Annotated in this window: 19 protein-coding genes and 1 riboswitch; of the genes, 14 read left to right on the top strand and 5 right to left on the bottom strand. The window is 39.5% G+C overall.

The window, feature by feature from the left end; genetic code table 11:
- Positions 1 to 19: 19 nt before the first annotated feature.
- Positions 20 to 346 carry a hypothetical protein gene (locus tag AC6UDG_RS02120; RefSeq protein WP_500706283.1) on the bottom strand — a complete coding sequence of 109 codons (327 nt, stop codon included), beginning with the start codon at positions 344 to 346 and terminating at the stop codon, positions 20 to 22.
- A gap of 57 nt (positions 347 to 403) precedes the next feature.
- A complete protein-coding gene (locus AC6UDG_RS02115) occupies positions 404 to 1,024 on the bottom strand; it encodes an LVIS_2131 family protein (RefSeq protein ID WP_500695281.1) in 621 nt (206 codons plus the stop codon).
- Positions 1,025 to 1,107: 83 nt separating this feature from the next.
- Positions 1,108 to 1,197, top strand: a riboswitch (TPP riboswitch).
- A gap of 63 nt (positions 1,198 to 1,260) precedes the next feature.
- On the opposite strand from AC6UDG_RS02115, the gene AC6UDG_RS02110 reads away from it, so the two are divergent.
- The 3 genes from AC6UDG_RS02110 to AC6UDG_RS02100 all read left to right on the top strand — a co-directional run bounded on the left by AC6UDG_RS02110 (position 1,261) and on the right by AC6UDG_RS02100 (position 3,527).
- Positions 1,261 to 2,625: an ATP-binding cassette domain-containing protein gene (locus AC6UDG_RS02110; protein ID WP_500706282.1), complete on the top strand. Its 1,365-nt coding sequence runs from the start codon at positions 1,261 to 1,263 to the stop codon at positions 2,623 to 2,625.
- Complete coding sequence (locus AC6UDG_RS02105; protein ID WP_500693477.1) at positions 2,615 to 3,259, top strand: energy-coupling factor transporter transmembrane component T family protein; 645 nt, start codon at positions 2,615 to 2,617, stop codon at positions 3,257 to 3,259. Before AC6UDG_RS02110 ends, AC6UDG_RS02105 begins: the two co-directional genes overlap by 11 nt.
- A 70-nt stretch (positions 3,260 to 3,329) precedes the next feature.
- Positions 3,330 to 3,527, top strand: a complete 198-nt coding sequence (locus AC6UDG_RS02100) for an LBP_cg2779 family protein (RefSeq protein WP_500693476.1) — start codon at positions 3,330 to 3,332, stop codon at positions 3,525 to 3,527.
- A 32-nt stretch (positions 3,528 to 3,559) separates the two neighbouring features.
- Here AC6UDG_RS02100 and AC6UDG_RS02095 read toward each other — a convergent pair whose 3' ends face one another.
- Complete coding sequence (locus AC6UDG_RS02095) at positions 3,560 to 4,717, bottom strand: hypothetical protein (RefSeq protein WP_500695284.1); 1,158 nt, start codon at positions 4,715 to 4,717, stop codon at positions 3,560 to 3,562.
- A gap of 165 nt (positions 4,718 to 4,882) precedes the next feature.
- On the opposite strand from AC6UDG_RS02095, the gene AC6UDG_RS02090 reads away from it, so the two are divergent.
- The 11 genes from AC6UDG_RS02090 to AC6UDG_RS02040 all read left to right on the top strand — a co-directional run bounded on the left by AC6UDG_RS02090 (position 4,883) and on the right by AC6UDG_RS02040 (position 15,739).
- Positions 4,883 to 5,227, top strand: a complete 345-nt coding sequence (locus tag AC6UDG_RS02090; RefSeq protein WP_500706281.1) for a hypothetical protein — start codon at positions 4,883 to 4,885, stop codon at positions 5,225 to 5,227.
- Between the two features lie 47 nt (positions 5,228 to 5,274).
- Positions 5,275 to 7,653 carry a helicase C-terminal domain-containing protein gene (locus tag AC6UDG_RS02085; RefSeq protein ID WP_500706347.1) on the top strand — a complete coding sequence of 793 codons (2,379 nt, stop codon included), beginning with the start codon at positions 5,275 to 5,277 and terminating at the stop codon, positions 7,651 to 7,653.
- Positions 7,640 to 8,137 carry a GNAT family N-acetyltransferase gene (locus AC6UDG_RS02080; RefSeq protein ID WP_500706280.1) on the top strand — a complete coding sequence of 166 codons (498 nt, stop codon included), beginning with the start codon at positions 7,640 to 7,642 and terminating at the stop codon, positions 8,135 to 8,137. The genes AC6UDG_RS02085 and AC6UDG_RS02080 overlap by 14 nt, the downstream gene beginning before the upstream one ends.
- An 84-nt stretch (positions 8,138 to 8,221) precedes the next feature.
- The gene (locus AC6UDG_RS02075) at positions 8,222 to 8,746 is read left to right on the top strand and encodes a Fur family transcriptional regulator (protein ID WP_500699208.1); all 525 of its coding nucleotides are present in this window, start codon (positions 8,222 to 8,224) and stop codon (positions 8,744 to 8,746) included.
- 158 nt (positions 8,747 to 8,904) lie between these two features.
- Complete coding sequence (locus AC6UDG_RS02070) at positions 8,905 to 9,594, top strand: VIT1/CCC1 transporter family protein (protein WP_500696489.1); 690 nt, start codon at positions 8,905 to 8,907, stop codon at positions 9,592 to 9,594.
- Positions 9,595 to 9,605: 11 nt separating this feature from the next.
- A complete protein-coding gene (locus AC6UDG_RS02065) occupies positions 9,606 to 10,310 on the top strand; it encodes a VIT1/CCC1 transporter family protein (protein WP_500693470.1) in 705 nt (234 codons plus the stop codon).
- A gap of 205 nt (positions 10,311 to 10,515) precedes the next feature.
- Positions 10,516 to 11,724: a quaternary amine ABC transporter ATP-binding protein gene (locus tag AC6UDG_RS02060; RefSeq protein ID WP_500696488.1), complete on the top strand. Its 1,209-nt coding sequence runs from the start codon at positions 10,516 to 10,518 to the stop codon at positions 11,722 to 11,724.
- Positions 11,724 to 12,605, top strand: a complete 882-nt coding sequence (locus AC6UDG_RS02055) for an ABC transporter permease (RefSeq protein ID WP_500693468.1) — start codon at positions 11,724 to 11,726, stop codon at positions 12,603 to 12,605. Before AC6UDG_RS02060 ends, AC6UDG_RS02055 begins: the two co-directional genes overlap by 1 nt.
- Positions 12,605 to 13,513, top strand: a complete 909-nt coding sequence (locus AC6UDG_RS02050) for a glycine betaine ABC transporter substrate-binding protein (protein ID WP_500693467.1) — start codon at positions 12,605 to 12,607, stop codon at positions 13,511 to 13,513. Before AC6UDG_RS02055 ends, AC6UDG_RS02050 begins: the two co-directional genes overlap by 1 nt.
- 91 nt (positions 13,514 to 13,604) lie before the next feature.
- Complete coding sequence (locus AC6UDG_RS02045) at positions 13,605 to 15,533, top strand: M13 family metallopeptidase (RefSeq protein ID WP_500706279.1); 1,929 nt, start codon at positions 13,605 to 13,607, stop codon at positions 15,531 to 15,533.
- 38 nt (positions 15,534 to 15,571) lie between these two features.
- Positions 15,572 to 15,739 (top strand): hypothetical protein, encoded by a 168-nt coding sequence (locus AC6UDG_RS02040; protein ID WP_010022596.1) that lies wholly within the window; start codon positions 15,572 to 15,574, stop codon positions 15,737 to 15,739.
- Between the two features lie 50 nt (positions 15,740 to 15,789).
- Here AC6UDG_RS02040 and AC6UDG_RS02035 read toward each other — a convergent pair whose 3' ends face one another.
- Positions 15,790 to 16,596, bottom strand: coding sequence for an alpha/beta hydrolase (locus AC6UDG_RS02035; RefSeq protein WP_500693465.1), 807 nt, complete (start codon positions 16,594 to 16,596; stop codon positions 15,790 to 15,792).
- 134 nt (positions 16,597 to 16,730) lie between these two features.
- Complete coding sequence (locus AC6UDG_RS02030; protein ID WP_500706278.1) at positions 16,731 to 17,777, bottom strand: WxL protein host-binding domain-containing protein; 1,047 nt, start codon at positions 17,775 to 17,777, stop codon at positions 16,731 to 16,733.
- Positions 17,778 to 17,828 lie beyond the last annotated feature (51 nt).

Raw genomic sequence — 17,828 nt, 5'->3', positions numbered from 1 at the left:
ACAGTAAATTGCAAGTAAATTATTCATTTGCGACCTTATTTGCGCTTGCCTCAAGGTCCAACTCTAACTTTAGCGAATTATCCTTAAAGTCGTCAACTAAACTTTGCCCTTTAGAAACATATTTTCCAACCGTTCTCCCAGTGATGCTAACAAATTCAATTGTCTTATCATCAACCACTTTTACAGAGTCATAATGGCCTTCTTCCGCGGCGTCTAGATAGGCTTGAGCTAATTCCCCGACGTTATCAAGGATCAGCTCATCCAGTGTAATCGTTCTACCATCTTTTTTTAGTTCGTTTAACAAATTTTTAATTTCATCCATTGTCTCTGGAATTTTTTCACTCATTTTAAACACCTCAATTTAAACAAAACCACCGATACGTACTTATCGGTGGTCAGTTAATTATTTTTCTTTTTGCACAAACGTCTTGTTTGGAACTCTGATTAAGATGAATTGGTTAGCATCCTTACCAGCATGCATCCCCAAACCGTTCCAAAAGTTTCCTTTGTATCTCAGGGTAACTACCTTGGCCCATGCATTTTGAAAATGCTCGTCATTTAACTTGATGTTTTTATGCTTCAACTTGTAACTACGACCAGTGACTTCAGCATTTCCACGCGTAGTAACTACCTGAGCATTCGTACTTGGTAGTTGATACTTAATGTTCTTTAGCCAGAACGAATACTGCTGGATCGGTCCTCTATTACCTTCAACCTTTACGTAGTAGGAGCCATTCTTATCACTTTGAATAATCAATGGTTCGACTTGAGACGTCGTAATCACGTTTCGATTATTGGTTTTAGTAATATTTCTGAAGAAAGTCGTATATACCATCAAAGTCAGCAGCAAAACAAAAAAAACAATTTCGCCAATTGATATCAAAAAATTACGCCATTCAAAAGTTTTTTTATCCTCGATAATCATCTTAATTCGTCGTGATCGAATATTTTTAATCATAAAGATCAACACGATTAACACAACTATCCATGCAACTACACCTATAAGATTCCACCATGAATTCATGAAAGTATCCTCCGCTTCATTTTCCTATCTTCCCTATTCTAATTGAAAATTGATTTTTATGCCATCTTTGATATACTAAGTTTAATTAAACATAGGGGTGCCGAGTGGCTGAGATTATACCCGTTGAACCTGACTTGGACAATGCCAGCGCAGGGAAGATAAGATTGAGCTTAGATACATCAGCTGGACGTTCTCGCACTCGCGCTTGAAACGTCTTTTTTTATGGAGAATAATCAATGATAACAATTAAAAATCTATCATTTTCATATCCTGAGCAGGATAAAATTCTAAATCAGGTCAATTTAAATTTTGAACCAAATAGCATCAATCTCCTGTTTGGTCCAACTGGTAGTGGAAAAACCACCCTCTTAAAACTAATTGCTCAATTGTATCCAAAATATAGCAAAGGCCAACTAACCGGAAAGATTGACATGGATGAAAAACCAGCCATGTTATTTCAGGATCCAAACCATCAGTTTGCGATGAAAACCGTCAAAGAAGAACTCATTTTTGCCCTTGGCAACCTTCACGTTGACCCTGTTAAAATGCCCAACCGGATTGACTCTGCTTTAAAGTTTTGTGGTATTAATGAACTTAAAAATCGGGCCATTACCACCTTGTCGGGTGGCGAAAAGCAAAAAGTTGCCTTAGCTGTGACAGTTGCGATGAAACGTCCCGTCCTTTTACTGGACGAACCATTTAGTAACGTTGATGTTGATAGCAAAAAAGACATCATCGAACGTCTAATCCAGTTAAAGAAAAAAAGTAATCGGACCATCATTATTTCTGACCACAATCTTTCTGACTATCTCGACGTGGCTGATCATTTCTTTAACGTCCAAGCTGGCTCCGTTCATGCGGTTCCAGCTGACCAGATTAAAAATGAACTTGCAAACGACCCTAAAGAAGAGATTCACTACAAGATTATGTCAGACAACGATCCCGTGATTAATTTATTAAATTTTTCCATGACGAACGGTAATCAAAATCTGATTGAACCAGAAAACATTGACCTGTATCCTGGAATCACTTACCTAAATGGGAAGAATGGAAGTGGAAAGTCCACCTTCTTTAAGGCGCTGTCTCGCCTCCATTCGTACAACGGGGTCGTCAAAATTATGAATCATAACATTAAAAAATCATCCCTTCCCTCTCTCATGAAGTCCGAAAACCTGATTTTTCAAAATTCAGAAGACCAATTTTTAACCATCACGCTTAAAGACGAACTGACTCTAGCCAAGAAAAATGCCATCACCAAACAATGGACTGATGACCGAATTAACGACCTCTTAAAGGCCCTGCACCTTGATCATCTTTTGGATCGGGTTGTCTACTCACTAAGTGGTGGACAAAAGAGGAAACTCCAGATCGTGATTATGTTGATTCGGGATGCGCCCATCCTCATGCTTGACGAACCATTCGCTGGTCTTGACCAAAAATCAACCGTCATTATTTCACGGATCCTTGAGAATGAGGCTAAGAACGGGAAAACCATTATTTTTGCTTCCCATCAACGAACCGACCTCGTCGAAAATGCTGATTTCTTTATTGAACTTGCCAATCATCGATTAACTTACAAGGAGGATGTTCATGAATCCTAGTCTAAAATTCGTTCTGGTATTGATCATTGCCCTAGAAGTTTCTTTCACTACCAGTATCGTTGGTAACAGTGTGCTAATCGTCTGTGGACTCGCCTATCTCATAGTGAAACACGTAAACTTCAAGCATCTGTTATGGATCCTTCTGATTGCCTTCATTCCTGCGGTCGGGTTACTAATCTCCCAGATTTTATACGCTAAAAGTACCCACGCGGGAATCCTATTATTTACTCGGATCTACGTTTACATCGTCTATGGAGCGGCCTTCACGTTAACCACTAAATTATACGAACTGGTTAATTCGCTAGAGCAAAACCTCCGCCTCCCAAGTAAATTTGTTTATGGGGCAATGGCGGCTTTCAACCTTCTACCAGAAATTCAAACCGAAGTTAACAAGATTAAAACTGCTAGTTTGATGCGGGGAGTTAAATTACACTGGTGGTCACCGACCCTATACTTTAAAGCCATTTTATCAGCAATTCGCTGGTCGGAAAACTTAGCTCAAGGAATGGAATCACATGGTTTTGTCGAAGGTCAGCCACGAACTTTTTATCAGACCATTAAAATCACAAAGGTGGACTGGCTCGTCTTTGTTTTTAACGTCATTTTACTTCAAGTAGTTCTGCTTCTGCTCTAGTATTCTTTGTCTCAAATAAATAAATTAATGTATAATAGAGTCAAGTAAGCGAAGTAGAGGAGGAAGCAAAATGAAAATTGGAGAAGAATTTAGTCAGGTAGCAACCGATCTAATTAAATTCCAAGAAAAACATGACATCCCTGACAACCAAATGGCCGTTGACCTACACATGACGGTGGAGAGATTTCATGCCATCAAGAGTATGCAAATTCAGCCTACTCAGGATGAAGTAAAAATAATTAAGCAGTTTATTGTTCATAACAAATAAAAACGATGACTTTTATAAGAGCCATCGTTTTTTTATCCGATTTGTTGCTCAATTAGATATGAGTCAAGGTAGCCAAAAGCAATCTCGTCAATATCTCCGAGATTAATGAGTTGATTATTCACGACGAATAATTTTGCTTTGTCAACGATTTGAACGGTTATCTGACCATGCTCGTACTTCACGGGAAATCCGAGGTAAGATTGGCCGTCATTCATTTTTATTCTAACCACCCGTTGAAATTTGATGGCCATTTGAATCGTGGCTTCAAATAGATTAATCGTCGAATCAAAACTTCGATCATTATTTAACACGGGTTGAACGAAGACCCCATTAGCCGAATTGATGGACACGAAGTGATTAATTAGCCGCAAATAATCACTTTTAATCACTAATTTATCAATCTCATCAATCTTAATGAGTTCATATCCACCAAATCGTCCCATCATATCAACCAACGAAAACATAACGGAATCAGAATTAACCGCTTTCACCTGACCAATGAAAAACAAATCAGAATGAATCTTCGGTATCATCACAATTCTTCTCCCTGTTTCCATGGCCGAGTACAAGTTGGCTTCAATGGCTAATTGTCCGTCGATGACTTTCGGGGCAATGTGTTTGGCAAATAAAACTGACTTAGAATCCGTTAATAACTTTAACTCGGTTCCAAGAAACTCAACCGAACGAACCAACGGTTTAATGATGGTCTTATGGGTCACATTTTCGTTGTCGAATTTATCAACAACGGAAAGTGAAAATTCAAAGTCCGACAGTGAATTAATGAACCCTTCAACGGAATTGCCGTCTTGAGTTACCACCATCACCGCTTGTTGGTCAACAAAAGAATTGCCCAAAATCTGAGTCAACAGATCATTTTTGGAATTAAGCTTCATTACTTCCTGCTTAGTTCCGTTCAGTTTTAATTGACGAGACATACGGATACGTCCCTCCATCTTGGTGAGGTCCTCACTTTGAAAGTCAATATCATCGATATCTCCGTAAACAACGTAGACCAGTCCGTTAGCAAGCCCGTAATCATCGTACGTGATCAAAATTGCACCGGCAGCATCAAGGGCAACGACCACGCCGGTATAGAAGACCGTTGTATTTTGCTGGGTCAAATTTACCAATAAATTGTTATTCATCGAATACTTCAAGTCCTTAACAACTTGATTAACTGAATTATCCAAACAATCACCCGCTTCTCTAATAACATCAGTTTAATCTTATCACATGTATGGATTCGACCAAGTTTAGTGCGCTTATCATAACATAAATTTTGCGTTCTTTTTAAGCTTTCACTTTCTATTTTCATTTATTGAGCGAATGCTTTAAACTAATAGTGAGGTGAAAATATGTCGAAGAAGAAAATAGAACGTAAACAACGCCAAAACATCATCATTGATATGAATGATTTTATCATTAAGTATGCCGCAACAATGTTAGGTGAAAACAAAACTAATCTAGCTCAGCAAGTCTATAAAGCCGGTAAAAACGACGTCAAGGGATTAGATAAATTATTTAACGATGCTGGCTACGGACGAAGAGAACAATACGAAGACATTGCTGAAGGATATGTTTGTAATTTCTATCATGTAATGCCAGATCAAACAAAAACTGAGGTTGATCGGCTAACCAAAGAGGCAATGAATTACTTAGGGTCTCATGCAAACGAGTTCAATCGTTGGCGTGAAGAATAAAACAACTTCGTTTGAAGTTGTTTTTTTATTGAAAAAAGGAGGTGGAAATAGTGAACAAAGTTGGAGTCAGAGATCTCGTTGAATTTTTACTTCGAAGCGGAGATCTAAATAGTAGTCTTAGTAGTCTGAACACGGCTCAAGCTGGCACTAAAATCCACCGGAAAATTCAAAAAAATCGTCCTAGTAATTATGAAAGGGAGTACTACCTAGAAAAAGAAGTCCAGGTTAATCAGACTGATTTTCTGGTTCATGGTCGTGCCGATGGTGTCATCATGAGTGATAAATCAGCCACAATCGAAGAAATCAAAACCTCTGACATTGAGTTTAACGATATTCCAAAAAACAAAATGATTCTTTACTGGGGACAAGTACAGGCTTATGCCTATTTACTAATGACGGAACATCCCTCAATCAAATCAGTCACCATGCGGCTGACGTACGTCCAAACCCCTGAGGAAGAAATTACGCAAAAGGAACTTTCCATTACATACGAAGATTCCAAACGTTTCTTTGACAACTTAATTCACGAATTTGGGGAATGGCTTGAACTTAAAGACCAGTTAAATGAAGAAAAAAGGATCACCGCCAAAAAAGTTCAATTTCCCTTCCAAACGTATCGAAAGGGTCAACATGAACTGGCAGCTGCGGTATATAAGACCGTCGCTTCTAACCGCCACCTGTTTGCAGAAGCTCCCACTGGAACCGGTAAAACCATCTCAACCCTCTTTCCTACCATCAAAGCTATGGGAAATGATCTCATTTCAAAGGTGTTCTACTTAACGGCTAAACAAAGTACTAGACGAGTTGCTGAAGACGCCATTAATCTCATGAGTAATCATGGATTACGACTTCGAAGCATTACCCTTACCGCTAAGGACAAGATTACGTTTGATGATGAACGTGACAAATCACCAGAGGATAATCCCTATATGCTTGGCTACTATGATCGCTTAAAACCAGCCCTAAAGGATATTTTAAAAAATAATCACCAGATCACGCGTGACGTGGTAGAAAAGTACGCAAAAAAATACACACTTGATCCCTTTGAATTCTCGCTTGATATCAGCCTTTTTTGTGACGTTATTATTGGTGACTACAATTACTTATTTGATCCACAGGTCCACCTTCAACGCTTCTTTGAGGTGCAAGACTATCAGAATTTTTACCTGATTGATGAGGCCCATAACCTAGTCGATCGTTCCCGTGACATGTACTCAACCGAACTAGCATCTGAACCATTAGAAAAAGTTATCAAGCTTCTATCAAAGAACAAGGAACAAAACGCAAAGGTCTTAACCAAGTTACGATCACTCAAACGTCAATTTAATATGATTGCCAAACCATTAAAAAAAGACCATAAATTCGAGGTCGCACTCGATGATCCACTGGATAAATTTACAAAAGCGGTCACTAACCTAGTTAAGGTCCTCCGGAAATGGATCGCAAAACAAGACGATGGTGATGACCTGGACTTGGTGCTTGATTTTTTCTTTCAGTGTACGGGATACCTCAAAATCAACGAGTACTATGGTCCAAATTACAAAACGAGAATCCTCATCAATGGTAAGAATACGACTGTTCGTCTCTTCTGTATGGATCCAAGTCACAATCTAGCCGAGACCCTTAACCTTGGTGGCGGAGCAGTGTTGTTTTCGGCCACCCTCTCACCGATGAACTACTATGCCAAGGTTCTCGGTGACGAAGACAATAGTTTGAAGTATCAACTGCCCTCCCCGTTTCCAAAAGCAAACCAGAATATCATCATCACTTCTTACATCAATACTACGTTTCAAAAACGTGACCAAAGCATCCCTAAGATTGTTGATACCGTCAACAAAATGATCAGCGGAAAAGCCGGCAACTACCTGATCTTTGTTCCATCGGGGGTGTACCTAGAAAAAATCTACGATGAATTTAACAGGCAACACCCCACGGTTAAAACAATCAAGCAAGAAGCCGGCATGAACGAAGCAGCGCGTTCCAGCTTTATCAATCAATTCAATCAGCCAAACGACCATCCGGTTGTCGGATTTGCCCTTCTTGGTGGCATCTTTTCGGAGGGAATTGACCTGATTGGTGATAAATTAATTGGGGTTGGGATTGTTGGGGTTGGACTTCCAGGACTTAACCCAGAAACCAACCTGATTCGGGACTACTTTGATGCCGAAAATGGTCACGGATTTGAATATGCTTATCAGCTACCGGGCTTAAACAACGTTTTTCAGGCTGCCGGACGTCTCATCCGTGGTAAGCATGATCAGGGAATCGTTGTATTAATGGATCAAAGATTTACCCAGAAAAGGTACACAAACCTTTATCCTCAACAATGGAAAAATTATCAGATTGCTCACAACCCTGATGAACTCGAGCATGACATCAAACAATTTTGGAATAATATAAAGGGGAAAAACCATGACGAAACTTGAAAGTTACCACCCAATTTTTACCGCTCACCTTGAAATGGATTGGCTGACTACCATGAATCTTGGCGAAATAACCTCACTCTTAAATGGTCGCACAATTGCCAATGTTCGCCTGGATGGTGAGTATAACCCCACTAGAACAGCCGATCTAGTTAATCTTGACATGCGTAAAATCATGAAATCTCAGGCTCTGATTTGGGGAGTGTTGGACAAAAACACTCATACTCTACTCGGAATCTTTGCCATCAGTAATTTAGAAAATAACCAACCCCAGTTTTACTTTATCTTTGAGGTCGGAATTGCTCCGGATCTAATTTCCGAATTATTAAATCACATGATCAAGTTTACTTTTCAAGAATTAAAACAGCCAAACATCTCTATTCTATTAAATAATAATCAGCATAATCTTATAGGTATAATAAAAAGATTAGGTTTCTCTCAAGTAGCCCGATCCCCGAAATCCGCTAGATTTCAATTATTTCAGTGATTTCAGTTGAATTGTGTTCCATAAGCTACTAGAATGATTATTGAAATAAAAGAGTAACATTATAATGTATGGGAGTGCATATTTATGAATGAAAAAGAGAAGAAAGAAGCGTATGGGAAAGCCATGGACATTCTTAAAAGTAACAATGTCCGAATTACCCCGCAACGACAAATTATTTTAAAGTACCTTATCGATCACAATAACCATCCTTCAGTTGAGACCATCTTCCATTTTTTGGAAGAAACCTTTCCCAACCTAAGTATGGCAACTGTTTACAATAACTTACGTTTATTTAAAAAGCTTAGAATCGTGATTGAATTGCCAAATCCAGATGGTGGATATCGCTATGACTTTTACAGTCATCCCCATTTTCACGCCATTTGTGATACCTGTGGAAAAATTATTGATATTGATGATCCAAAGTTCAAGCAAATTGATAAAGACTTACAGGACGCAACCAAACAGGTTGGATTTGATCCATCAGTTTCAAACGTTGAAGTTCATGGAATTTGTAAAGAATGTCAAGCAAAGGAAAAGGACCAACAGAGTCAAAACAAGAGCAACAACCAAAAAGTTGTTGAAATGTCCAAAACTTCATCAAAGGACTAATTAAAAAACTAATTTTATTTCAAAAATCGATCACCATGACATTTGTTCATGGTGCTTTTTTTATGCCTAATTTCTCTTTCGTGTTTACTATGTCAAGTTATTGCGGTAAAATAGTAGTTGAGCTAGATTATAATCATTATAAACTGGAGGAGTCAGTTATGTCAAAAATGAAAACATCGCTTGCCCAGAAAATCAACGTTTTGCGGGCTAGTGTTATGGGTGCCAATGATGGGATCCTATCGGTTGCTGGAATTGTCCTCGGGGTCGCTGGTGCATCAACTAGTAATTGGGCAATTCTAATTTCAGGTTTAGCGGGAATGCTTGCCGGAACGGTATCCATGACGATGGGAGAATACGTCTCGGTTAACACCCAGAAAGATTCACAACGTCAGGCAATTGATCTTGTTAAACAAGGCCTTAAAAATCATTATGATGACGAGTTTAACTACGTTAAAAATAAGTACCTTAAAACCGGAATGGCAAACGCCCTGGCTGAAAGAGCAACTTCCGAAATGATGCAAAAGGATCCCCTCACTACCGTGGTTCGTGAAAAATATTCATTTGATCGAAATGATTTCACTAATCCTTATGCCGCTGCCATCGCATCAATGATCTCGTTTCCAACTGGATCAATTCTTCCCCTGGTAACTATTTTCGTTGCACCAGCGCAATATCGCGTGCTTGGGACCTACATTGCCATCGTCTTGGCACTTTCAATCACCGGATACGTTGCTGCCATTCTTGGAAACGCTAACCGGACTAAGTCACTGATACGAAACGTCATTTCGGGGTTAGTAACCATGACCGTTGCCTACCTTGTTGGTCGTTTAGTCGGATTAGCATTTTAGGAGGTAAGCAGATGCGTCTTCATTTAAAGAAACAACTAAAAGATAATAACGACAATACCATGGATGAGAAATTGAACAATCTCCGTGCCGGCGTTCTTGGATCAAATGATGGAATTCTCACCGTCGTTGGAGTCCTTTTTTCAGTTGCTGTAGCTACTACGAATCCCCTCACTATTTTCATTGCCGGACTATCGGATCTGCTTGCCTGTGCCTTTTCAATGGCAGGAGGAGAATATGCTTCAGTAAGTTCCCAACGTGACACTGAGGAAGCGGCCGTTAAAACCGAAAGCAAGCTTTTAAAAACCAATTTCGATGATGAAATGGCAAGTGTCGTTCAATTTTACATGAGCCGTGGGGTTAGTAAAGAAACGGCAACTAAAATTGCAAAGGATCTATTATCAAAAAAACCGCTTGAAACGGTAGTAAGCGTCAAATATGACCTTCAGTTAGGGAAATATCTAAGTCCGTGGAGTGCCGCTTTCTCGTCGCTGTGTTCTGCTGCACTTGGTGGAATTCTCCCACTACTTGCCATGACGCTGCTTCCCGTTGGACTTCAGTGGCCTGGAACTATCATCGCTGTCATCATTGCTGTAGCTATCACCGGATTCTTAAGTGCCGAACTTGGGAATGGTCTGGTGAAGATTGCGGTAATTAGAAACGTCATCGTGGGAATCATTACCATGATCATTCACTATGGGATCGGACAATTCTTCTAACACATTTCTCATCTTTTAACATTAATTTTAAAATAAAATTACATTACGAGAACCTACATCAGAGTAAGGACATAGAACCCGTAAAAACCGGTGTGCCGCGCTTTATAAATGGTAGAAAAGTTGACATATACAGTTGTACTTGTTAAGTTGGTTAATGTAGATATTTTTACTTTAATTGTCAGTGTTAATCGAAAGGAGGAGTTCTGTGGCTCAAAATAATAATGAAAAAATCAAAGTTGATCACATCACTAAAATCTTTGGTCCTCATATTAAAAAAGCACAAGAACTTTTATCTAAGGGAGAAGATAAGGCTCAAATTCTTGAAGAAACTGGTAGTACCGTTGGAGTTGATAATGCCAACTTCTCAATTAAAAACAACGAAATTTTCGTTATCATGGGACTATCTGGTTCGGGTAAGTCAACCATGTTAAGAATGTTTAATCGCTTGATTGACCCTACTTCTGGATCCATCTACTTAGATGGAGAAGACATCATGAAGTTTGATAAGAAACAATTACTTAACCTTCGTCGTAAAAAAATGAGTATGGTATTTCAAGGTTTTGGCTTACTTCCTAACCGTACCATCCTTGAAAATGCTGCTTTTGGACTTGAAGTTCAAGACGTTGACAAAGAAGAACGTGAAAAAAAGGCCCACGAATCACTAGAGATGGTGGGTCTTCACGGATACGACGATAGTTATCCAACTGAACTATCTGGTGGAATGCAACAACGAGTTGGTTTAGCACGTGCCATCACTAATGATCCTGATATTCTTTTGATGGACGAAGCTTTCTCAGCTCTTGACCCATTGAATCGGCGGGAAATGCAGAATGAATTATTGGAACTACAACGGAAGTTGCATAAAACCATTATCTTTATCAGTCATGACCTAAATGAAGCATTAAGAGTTGGCGATCGAATCATGATGATGCACGATGGCGACGTCATTCAAGTTGATACACCAGAAGACTTACTTGATCATCCTAAAAATGATTACGTTAAGAAATTCATCGAAAACGTTGATCGTTCTAAAATTCTTACTGCATACAACGTCATGGTTAAGCCAAATACCGTTAATATCGAAAAAGACGGTCCTAAGTTAGCCCTTCGTCGGATGAAGGAAGACCAAATCTCAAGTATCTTTGTTGTTGATTCACAAGACCACTTCGTTGGAATTGTCGACGCTGATGACGTCAACGAAATGATTGATAAACACGAAAAAGATCTTCACATCGCATTAAAAACAAATGTTCCAACTACTGCTCCAAGTACACCAATCGGTGACTTGTTCAATGCCATCTCTAAATCACCAATCCCATACGCGGTGGTTGATGACGAAAAACATCTGAAGGGTATTATTTTAAGAAGTGCCGTTCTTGATGCCATGGCTACGAAGAAAGGAGGAGATAACTAATGAATAGTTTGTTATCTATCGCTAGCATTGGTGCAATTCCCATTGCCAAGTGGGTCAATGACTTTTTTGCTTGGTTAACTGGATTTGCTGGTTTCTTTAATGCAATTACGCTTTTCTTAAATACCGTTATGAACGGAATCCAATGGGTTTTTGACATTATCCCAATTTGGTTGTTTATTGTCATTATCCTACTTGGAACATGGTTCTTATTTCGCAAAACAAAGCACTGGGGCTTCATGCTCTTTGAACTTCTTGGCTTCCTTTTAATCTGGAACCAAGGATACTGGCGTGACATGACTCAAACTTTGGACTTGGTTCTGACAACCTGTCTTTTAATCGTCATCATTGGAGTTCCACTTGGAACCTGGATGGCTAAAAGTAAAATTGTGGAAACTATTGTGAGTCCAATCATGTCATTTCTTCAAACCATGCCAGCCTTCGTTTACTTGATCCCTGCCGTTGCTTTATTCGGAATCGGTCAAGTTCCTGGTGTATTTGCTTCCGTAATCTTCTCAATTCCACCAATCGTCAACATGACCAACCTTGGAATTAGACAAGTCCCAAGTGAATACCTTGAAGTATCGGAATCATTTGGTTGTACCGCATGGCAAAAACTCTTCAAAGTCCAGTTCCCACTAGCAAAACCAACCGTTATGTCGGGGATTAATCAAGGAATCATGCTTGCCCTCTCAATGGTAGTTATTGCTTCAATGATCGGGACAATGGGGCTTGGAGAAGCCGTTTACTTTGCCGTTGGTAGAAATGATGTTGGTACTGGTTTTGCAGCGGGTATCGCAATCGTTATTCTTGCCATTGTTCTTGATAAAATCAGTAAAGGCCTTGGTGGTGCCAATAAAGCTGATGCAAGAGCAAATAAATAATGAATAAAAAATTTACAAAATGGATTCTAGGAATCACTTCCGCGTTACTCTTAGCGGTAACTCTAACCGCATGTAGTGTAAATCCACCAAAGTACAATCCCAACGCTAAAGTTGGACCACAAGTTAACTACACAATAACCGGAATTGATTCCGGAGCCGGAATCATGTCATCAACCACCAAGGCGTTAAACACCTATGGACTTAAGAAGGAAAAATGGCAACTTCAAGCTAGTTCTACTGCTGCCATGCTTTCATCTCTTGATAAAGCGCTCAAGTACAAACAACCAATCGTAATTACTGGTTGGACCCCGCACTGGATGTTTCAAAAGTATCCCATCAAGTTCTTAAAAGATCCAAAGAACGCTTATGGTAAGGGTGAACACATTCAAACTATCATCCACAAGGGATTTGAAAAGAAAAATCCTGGAGCAACAAAACTTCTCAGACAATTCCACTGGAACGACGAATTAATGAGTGAAGTCATGTTTAAGATTGATAAGGGTGAAAATGCTGAAAAAGCATCAAAAGAATTCATCAATAAACACCCCGAACTAGTTAAACAGTGGCTTAACGGCGTTCCTGAGGGACACGGTCAACCCGTTAAACTGGTCCTCGTTTCCTGGGATTCTGAATTGTCATCATCCAACGTGGTTGCTCAACTGCTACGGATGAAAGGTTATAAACCAACCCTTTCAGCAATGGAAGCTCAACCAATGTGGACGGCCCTTTCAACTGGATCGGCCGACGCTTCAACTGCTGGTTGGTTGCCAACAACGATGGCACCGATGTACAAGAAGTACAAAAACAACGTTGAAATCGTTGGTACCAGTATTGACAAGGCTAAAGTTGGCTTAGCTGTTCCGAAGTACATGAAGAACGTTAACTCAATTGAAGACCTAAAAAAATAAATAATCGAAAAAAATGAGTCTCATGAACAACATTCATGAGACTTTTTTGATACCATTTAATTATGAGAAAAAATTCGAAAGGACAATGACTATGACTAACAAAGAATTTCCAATTGATAAGTCAGAACTAAAAACCGACTTCTATGACGCCATTAATGGAGCATGGATTAAACAAGCAACCATCCCGTCTGATCACTCTTCAACCGGTGGTTTCATGGATCTAGTTGATGATATCGACAAAACCTTAATGAAAGATTCATCCGACCTATCAAGTGGCAAGTTACCTGCTAAAACCCCTGAACTCGAAGAATACAAAAAGTTCTATAACATGACTAATAACTTCAAAAAGCGTGATGAAGATGGCGTTAAGCCTTTAAAGCCAGTCCTTGACCGAATCAGTAATCTGGAAAATTACAATGATTTAAACGATCAGCTCCCCGATTGGATCCTTTCTGGACTCCCAACCCCATTTTCATTGGGACTTGATCCTGACATGAAGAATGCGAAAGTGAACGCCCTCTTTGCGAGTGGACCTTCCCTTTTTATGCCAGATAAAACTTACTACGAAAAAGATAATGAAGCGGCCAAAACCTTAATGCCAATCTTCATTAAAATGACCACCAAGTTATTTGAAATGGCTGGATATAGTGAGAACGACAGTCAAAAGATCGTTGAAAATGCGGTTGAATTTGATCGCTTAATCGCCCCAAACGTCAAGTCAGCTGAAGAAGCTGCTGACTACAGTAAAATATACAACCCAGAAAGTACCGACGAATTAGCTCGGTCAACCAATGCCTTGAACCTAAAGGAAGCCATTAACCAATTAGTTGGTACCCTTCCTGAAAAGATCATCGTCACCGAACCCCAATTCTTTAGTAATCTTTCCGAACTTTTAACTTCATCTCACTTCCAGCTTATGAAGGACTGGATGCTTGTAAAGACACTTAATGGGTACAGTGGCGCTCTCTCAGACGAATTCCGGGTAGTTGGTGGGACCTATAGTAGATCGCTCTCAGGCAAGAAGGAAGCCACTAATAAAAAGAAGGCCGCCTACTACCTTGCATCAGGAACTTTTGATCAAGTGGTTGGTGACTACTACGGTAAAAAATACTTTGGTAAAAAAGCCAAAGCTGACGTTCATCAAATGGTTGATAGTATGATCGACGTATATAAAAACCGACTTTCAAACAACCAATGGTTAAGCGACGACACTAAGAAGATGGCAACTAAAAAGCTTTCTACCCTTGGAGTTCAAGTCGGATATCCTGATGAACTAGATCCGCTTTACAAGAAATTTCACGTTACCGAGGAAAAAGATGGTGGCACGGTTTTAAGTAACATACTTAACTTTGAAAAAATTGCCAACCAAGACGAATTCTCAAAGTGGAACAAACCAGTGGAACGAGAACGTTGGGAAATGAGTGCCAACACCGTGAATGCTTACTATCACCCCTTTAAAAACATCATTGTCTTCCCGGCTGCCATCCTACAAGCACCATTTTACAGTTTAGATCAACCCGAAAGCGCTAATTATGGCGGAATCGGAGCGGTTATGGCTCATGAAATTTCACACGCCTTTGACAATAATGGTTCTTTATTCGACCAGTATGGTAACCTGAATAATTGGTGGACCAAGTCCGATCACGAACACTTCTCCAAGTTAGCCCAGAAAATGATTGACGAATTCAACGGCATTCCATTTGCGGGTGGTAAAGTTAACGGTAAATTGACCGTTTCAGAGAATATCGCTGATGCGGGTGGTCTTAGCTGTGCTGAAGAAGCCGCTAAAAATGGTGATAATACTGACTTATACCAGTTCTTTACCAACTGGGGTCGGATTTGGCGGATGAAAGCCACCCCAGAATACCAGAATCTATTACTATCAATTGACGTGCATGCACCTGCCCCACTTCGGGCATCTGTTCAAGTTAAGAATCTTGATGACTTTTACACAACTTTTGACGTAACCGCCAAAGATCAGATGTACTTAAAACCTGATAAACGAGTTCAAATCTGGTAGGATGTAAGTGAAAAATGGAACAGATGGGAGTGCATAATATGAAACTTACTGATTATATCGATAAACAAATTCAATTCTTAGACCAACAATTACAAGATGCTAAAGACAAGAGTGAAGTTAAGGGTCAATACCTCATTGAATCAAAGATTAACGAACTTCAAGCATTAAGCCGTGCCGTTGAAAAAGGTGTCGTTAACCAACTCTAATTAAAACAAAAGCGAGATCACATTAATTTGTGATCTCGCTTTTTGTTTGATTATTCAGCGAACAGGAATCTTTCAATAATTCTTGAAGCCATCTGATTGTTTAATAACTTACTGTGTTGACCTGATCTTCCGCTTACTTTAATTTCCTGATAGTCAGAGCCCGGGACAAGCTTTCTTAATTCACGAGCAGACGAAGTAGTAACTCGTCCGTCAGATTTATTTGTCTTGCTCAATTGTCCGTAAACGTTGAGGACACTCACACCCTTCGGAAAACTCTTAGAGGCATCCTTTAATTCACTAACTTTCGGGTAGCGATGGTTCATAACATCAGTTACCGGCATGATGCCCTTGTATGGTCCACCAATTGATATGAACTTGGTCAGTCGCATATGATTCGATTCTTGACCATATGCCACGGCGTTCTGATAAATCGTTAGACTCCCAGAACCAAATCCTAAAGCATTATATTGTTGATAATGGTACTTATGATTTAAATGAACGAGAATCTCATTCAGCCACTTCGCCTGAATTACCGTGGAAGCAGTATTGTCGGTAAAGTTGACCTTGATAATCGGATACTTAGCGTGTACATTTCCGTTAGGATGGTAATAAATCTTACCGTCCGGATAAACATTAATCTTCATGGCATACTCGCCGCCCTCACGACTAGAAGTAACCGTCAGGTGGTTAGCAGCCTTGGAAGTTTTATTTAGGTCTGATACAAATAAAATGGGGGTGTGTTCGCCACGCTTTACACCATCAACGTTGATCCCAAATTCAATAAAAAGAAAACCAGCCACAACAATGGCAATTCCAATCGCAAATAAAAAAATGTTTTTCTTTGCTGCTTTTTCCAAAAAATCACTCTTCCTTTGTTCATAAATTAGGAATCCCAGTGACACAAAAATCCCGCACAAAAAATCCGGAACACGCAAGCACCGGTTTCCAAATAATAATACACAATTGTGTATGAAACATAGTCTTATTAGATTTATAGCTCATCTTGTTTTCTTCCGGCAAAAAAGAAATAAAGACAGATACCAATGATACCCAACAACAATATTAACATAACCAACCAGAAGATGCTCTTTGAAACCGCTTTATTTATTGAATGAGTCGCTGAAATTGGGTTATTGACAGTAAACCCACGCGTAAAGTTCCAGACCTTAGTTCCCTTAAATTGAGGATCATTAGAAATCATTTTTAAGTGAAGCAAATAGCGTCCGTTCGGTAATTGGTTAGCGGACTTAGGAACCAGGTAATTAAACGAACTATTAGGCGCGATTACGGCATCAAAAGTTGTATGTGAGTCTAAAGCATTCATACTGTTAATCGGTGTAACGTCAGTCTTAATCTTGGTTTTTCCAAGCACCGCCGCCCTGTCATTTGATAACTTGACTTCCATCAAATTAGGATTACTAGCATTCAGCATCTTAATCCCATTCATTTTGATGTTAGCAGGTTGTTTTCCGTGTTTTAACTGAATTCCAACCGAATATGAATACAGTGAATTGACTGGTGATGACGACTGGTTGCCATTATCTTCGACAACGTAAAGGCCACCAAGAATGGTTCCCTTGAAGTCTTGAAATCGCCTGTCATTCGGAACATTTAGATTTAAAACAACGGTTTGCTTTTGTTGCGGTTGAAGTGAAACCGACTGATCGGAAGTTTTAGCAAAAGTTACCAACTTCTCAATCGGAAATTGACGGTTATTAGTTTTCTCTTTATTAGCGTAACTAATCGTAGGAGCTCCAGAAGTAGTAGCGGGATTAACTCCCAATTTAACCTTTAATGGCATGTTAGTGCTTCGGTTAATCAATTTGATTTTTAGCTGTTGTTTCATCCCAGGAGTTGCCTTAATATCGAAATAATCAGCCCTTTTTTGTTGGCCTTTCACATCTTTAATCTGAGGAAGAACTTCCAGTGGGACCTGATTTTGTGTATCGGCCTGGGTAAAAACACTTCCAAGTAAGAAGAAAAGAACAAAAGCACCGAGTGCAACCATCATCACCATTAATCTTTGAACTACTTTCATTATAACGCCACTCCAATTTCCAAGTTTAATCATTCATTACGCACAAAAGAC

It is taken from the genome of Fructilactobacillus sp. X2R1C1, assembly GCF_059901435.1.
This window is presented reverse-complemented; position numbering and strand designations above follow the sequence as displayed.

Excerpts from the sequence above, each read along its gene's own strand:
- AC6UDG_RS02115 (WP_500695281.1), bottom strand. The coding sequence starts at position 1,024 with ATGAATTCATGGTGGAATCTTATAGGTGTAGTTGCATGGATAGTTGTG.
- AC6UDG_RS02075 (WP_500699208.1), top strand. The coding sequence starts at position 8,222 with ATGAATGAAAAAGAGAAGAAAGAAGCGTATGGGAAAGCCATGGACATT.
- AC6UDG_RS02105 (WP_500693477.1), top strand. The coding sequence starts at position 2,615 with ATGAATCCTAGTCTAAAATTCGTTCTGGTATTGATCATTGCCCTAGAA.
- AC6UDG_RS02080 (WP_500706280.1), top strand. The coding sequence starts at position 7,640 with ATGACGAAACTTGAAAGTTACCACCCAATTTTTACCGCTCACCTTGAA.
- AC6UDG_RS02050 (WP_500693467.1), top strand. The coding sequence starts at position 12,605 with ATGAATAAAAAATTTACAAAATGGATTCTAGGAATCACTTCCGCGTTA.
- AC6UDG_RS02045 (WP_500706279.1), top strand. The coding sequence starts at position 13,605 with ATGACTAACAAAGAATTTCCAATTGATAAGTCAGAACTAAAAACCGAC.
- AC6UDG_RS02120 (WP_500706283.1), bottom strand. The coding sequence starts at position 346 with ATGAGTGAAAAAATTCCAGAGACAATGGATGAAATTAAAAATTTGTTA.
- AC6UDG_RS02055 (WP_500693468.1), top strand. The coding sequence starts at position 11,724 with ATGAATAGTTTGTTATCTATCGCTAGCATTGGTGCAATTCCCATTGCC.
- AC6UDG_RS02100 (WP_500693476.1), top strand. The coding sequence starts at position 3,330 with ATGAAAATTGGAGAAGAATTTAGTCAGGTAGCAACCGATCTAATTAAA.
- AC6UDG_RS02090 (WP_500706281.1), top strand. The coding sequence starts at position 4,883 with ATGTCGAAGAAGAAAATAGAACGTAAACAACGCCAAAACATCATCATT.
- AC6UDG_RS02030 (WP_500706278.1), bottom strand. The coding sequence starts at position 17,777 with ATGAAAGTAGTTCAAAGATTAATGGTGATGATGGTTGCACTCGGTGCT.
- AC6UDG_RS02070 (WP_500696489.1), top strand. The coding sequence starts at position 8,905 with ATGTCAAAAATGAAAACATCGCTTGCCCAGAAAATCAACGTTTTGCGG.
- AC6UDG_RS02065 (WP_500693470.1), top strand. The coding sequence starts at position 9,606 with ATGCGTCTTCATTTAAAGAAACAACTAAAAGATAATAACGACAATACC.
- AC6UDG_RS02040 (WP_010022596.1), top strand. The coding sequence starts at position 15,572 with ATGAAACTTACTGATTATATCGATAAACAAATTCAATTCTTAGACCAA.
- AC6UDG_RS02110 (WP_500706282.1), top strand. The coding sequence starts at position 1,261 with ATGATAACAATTAAAAATCTATCATTTTCATATCCTGAGCAGGATAAA.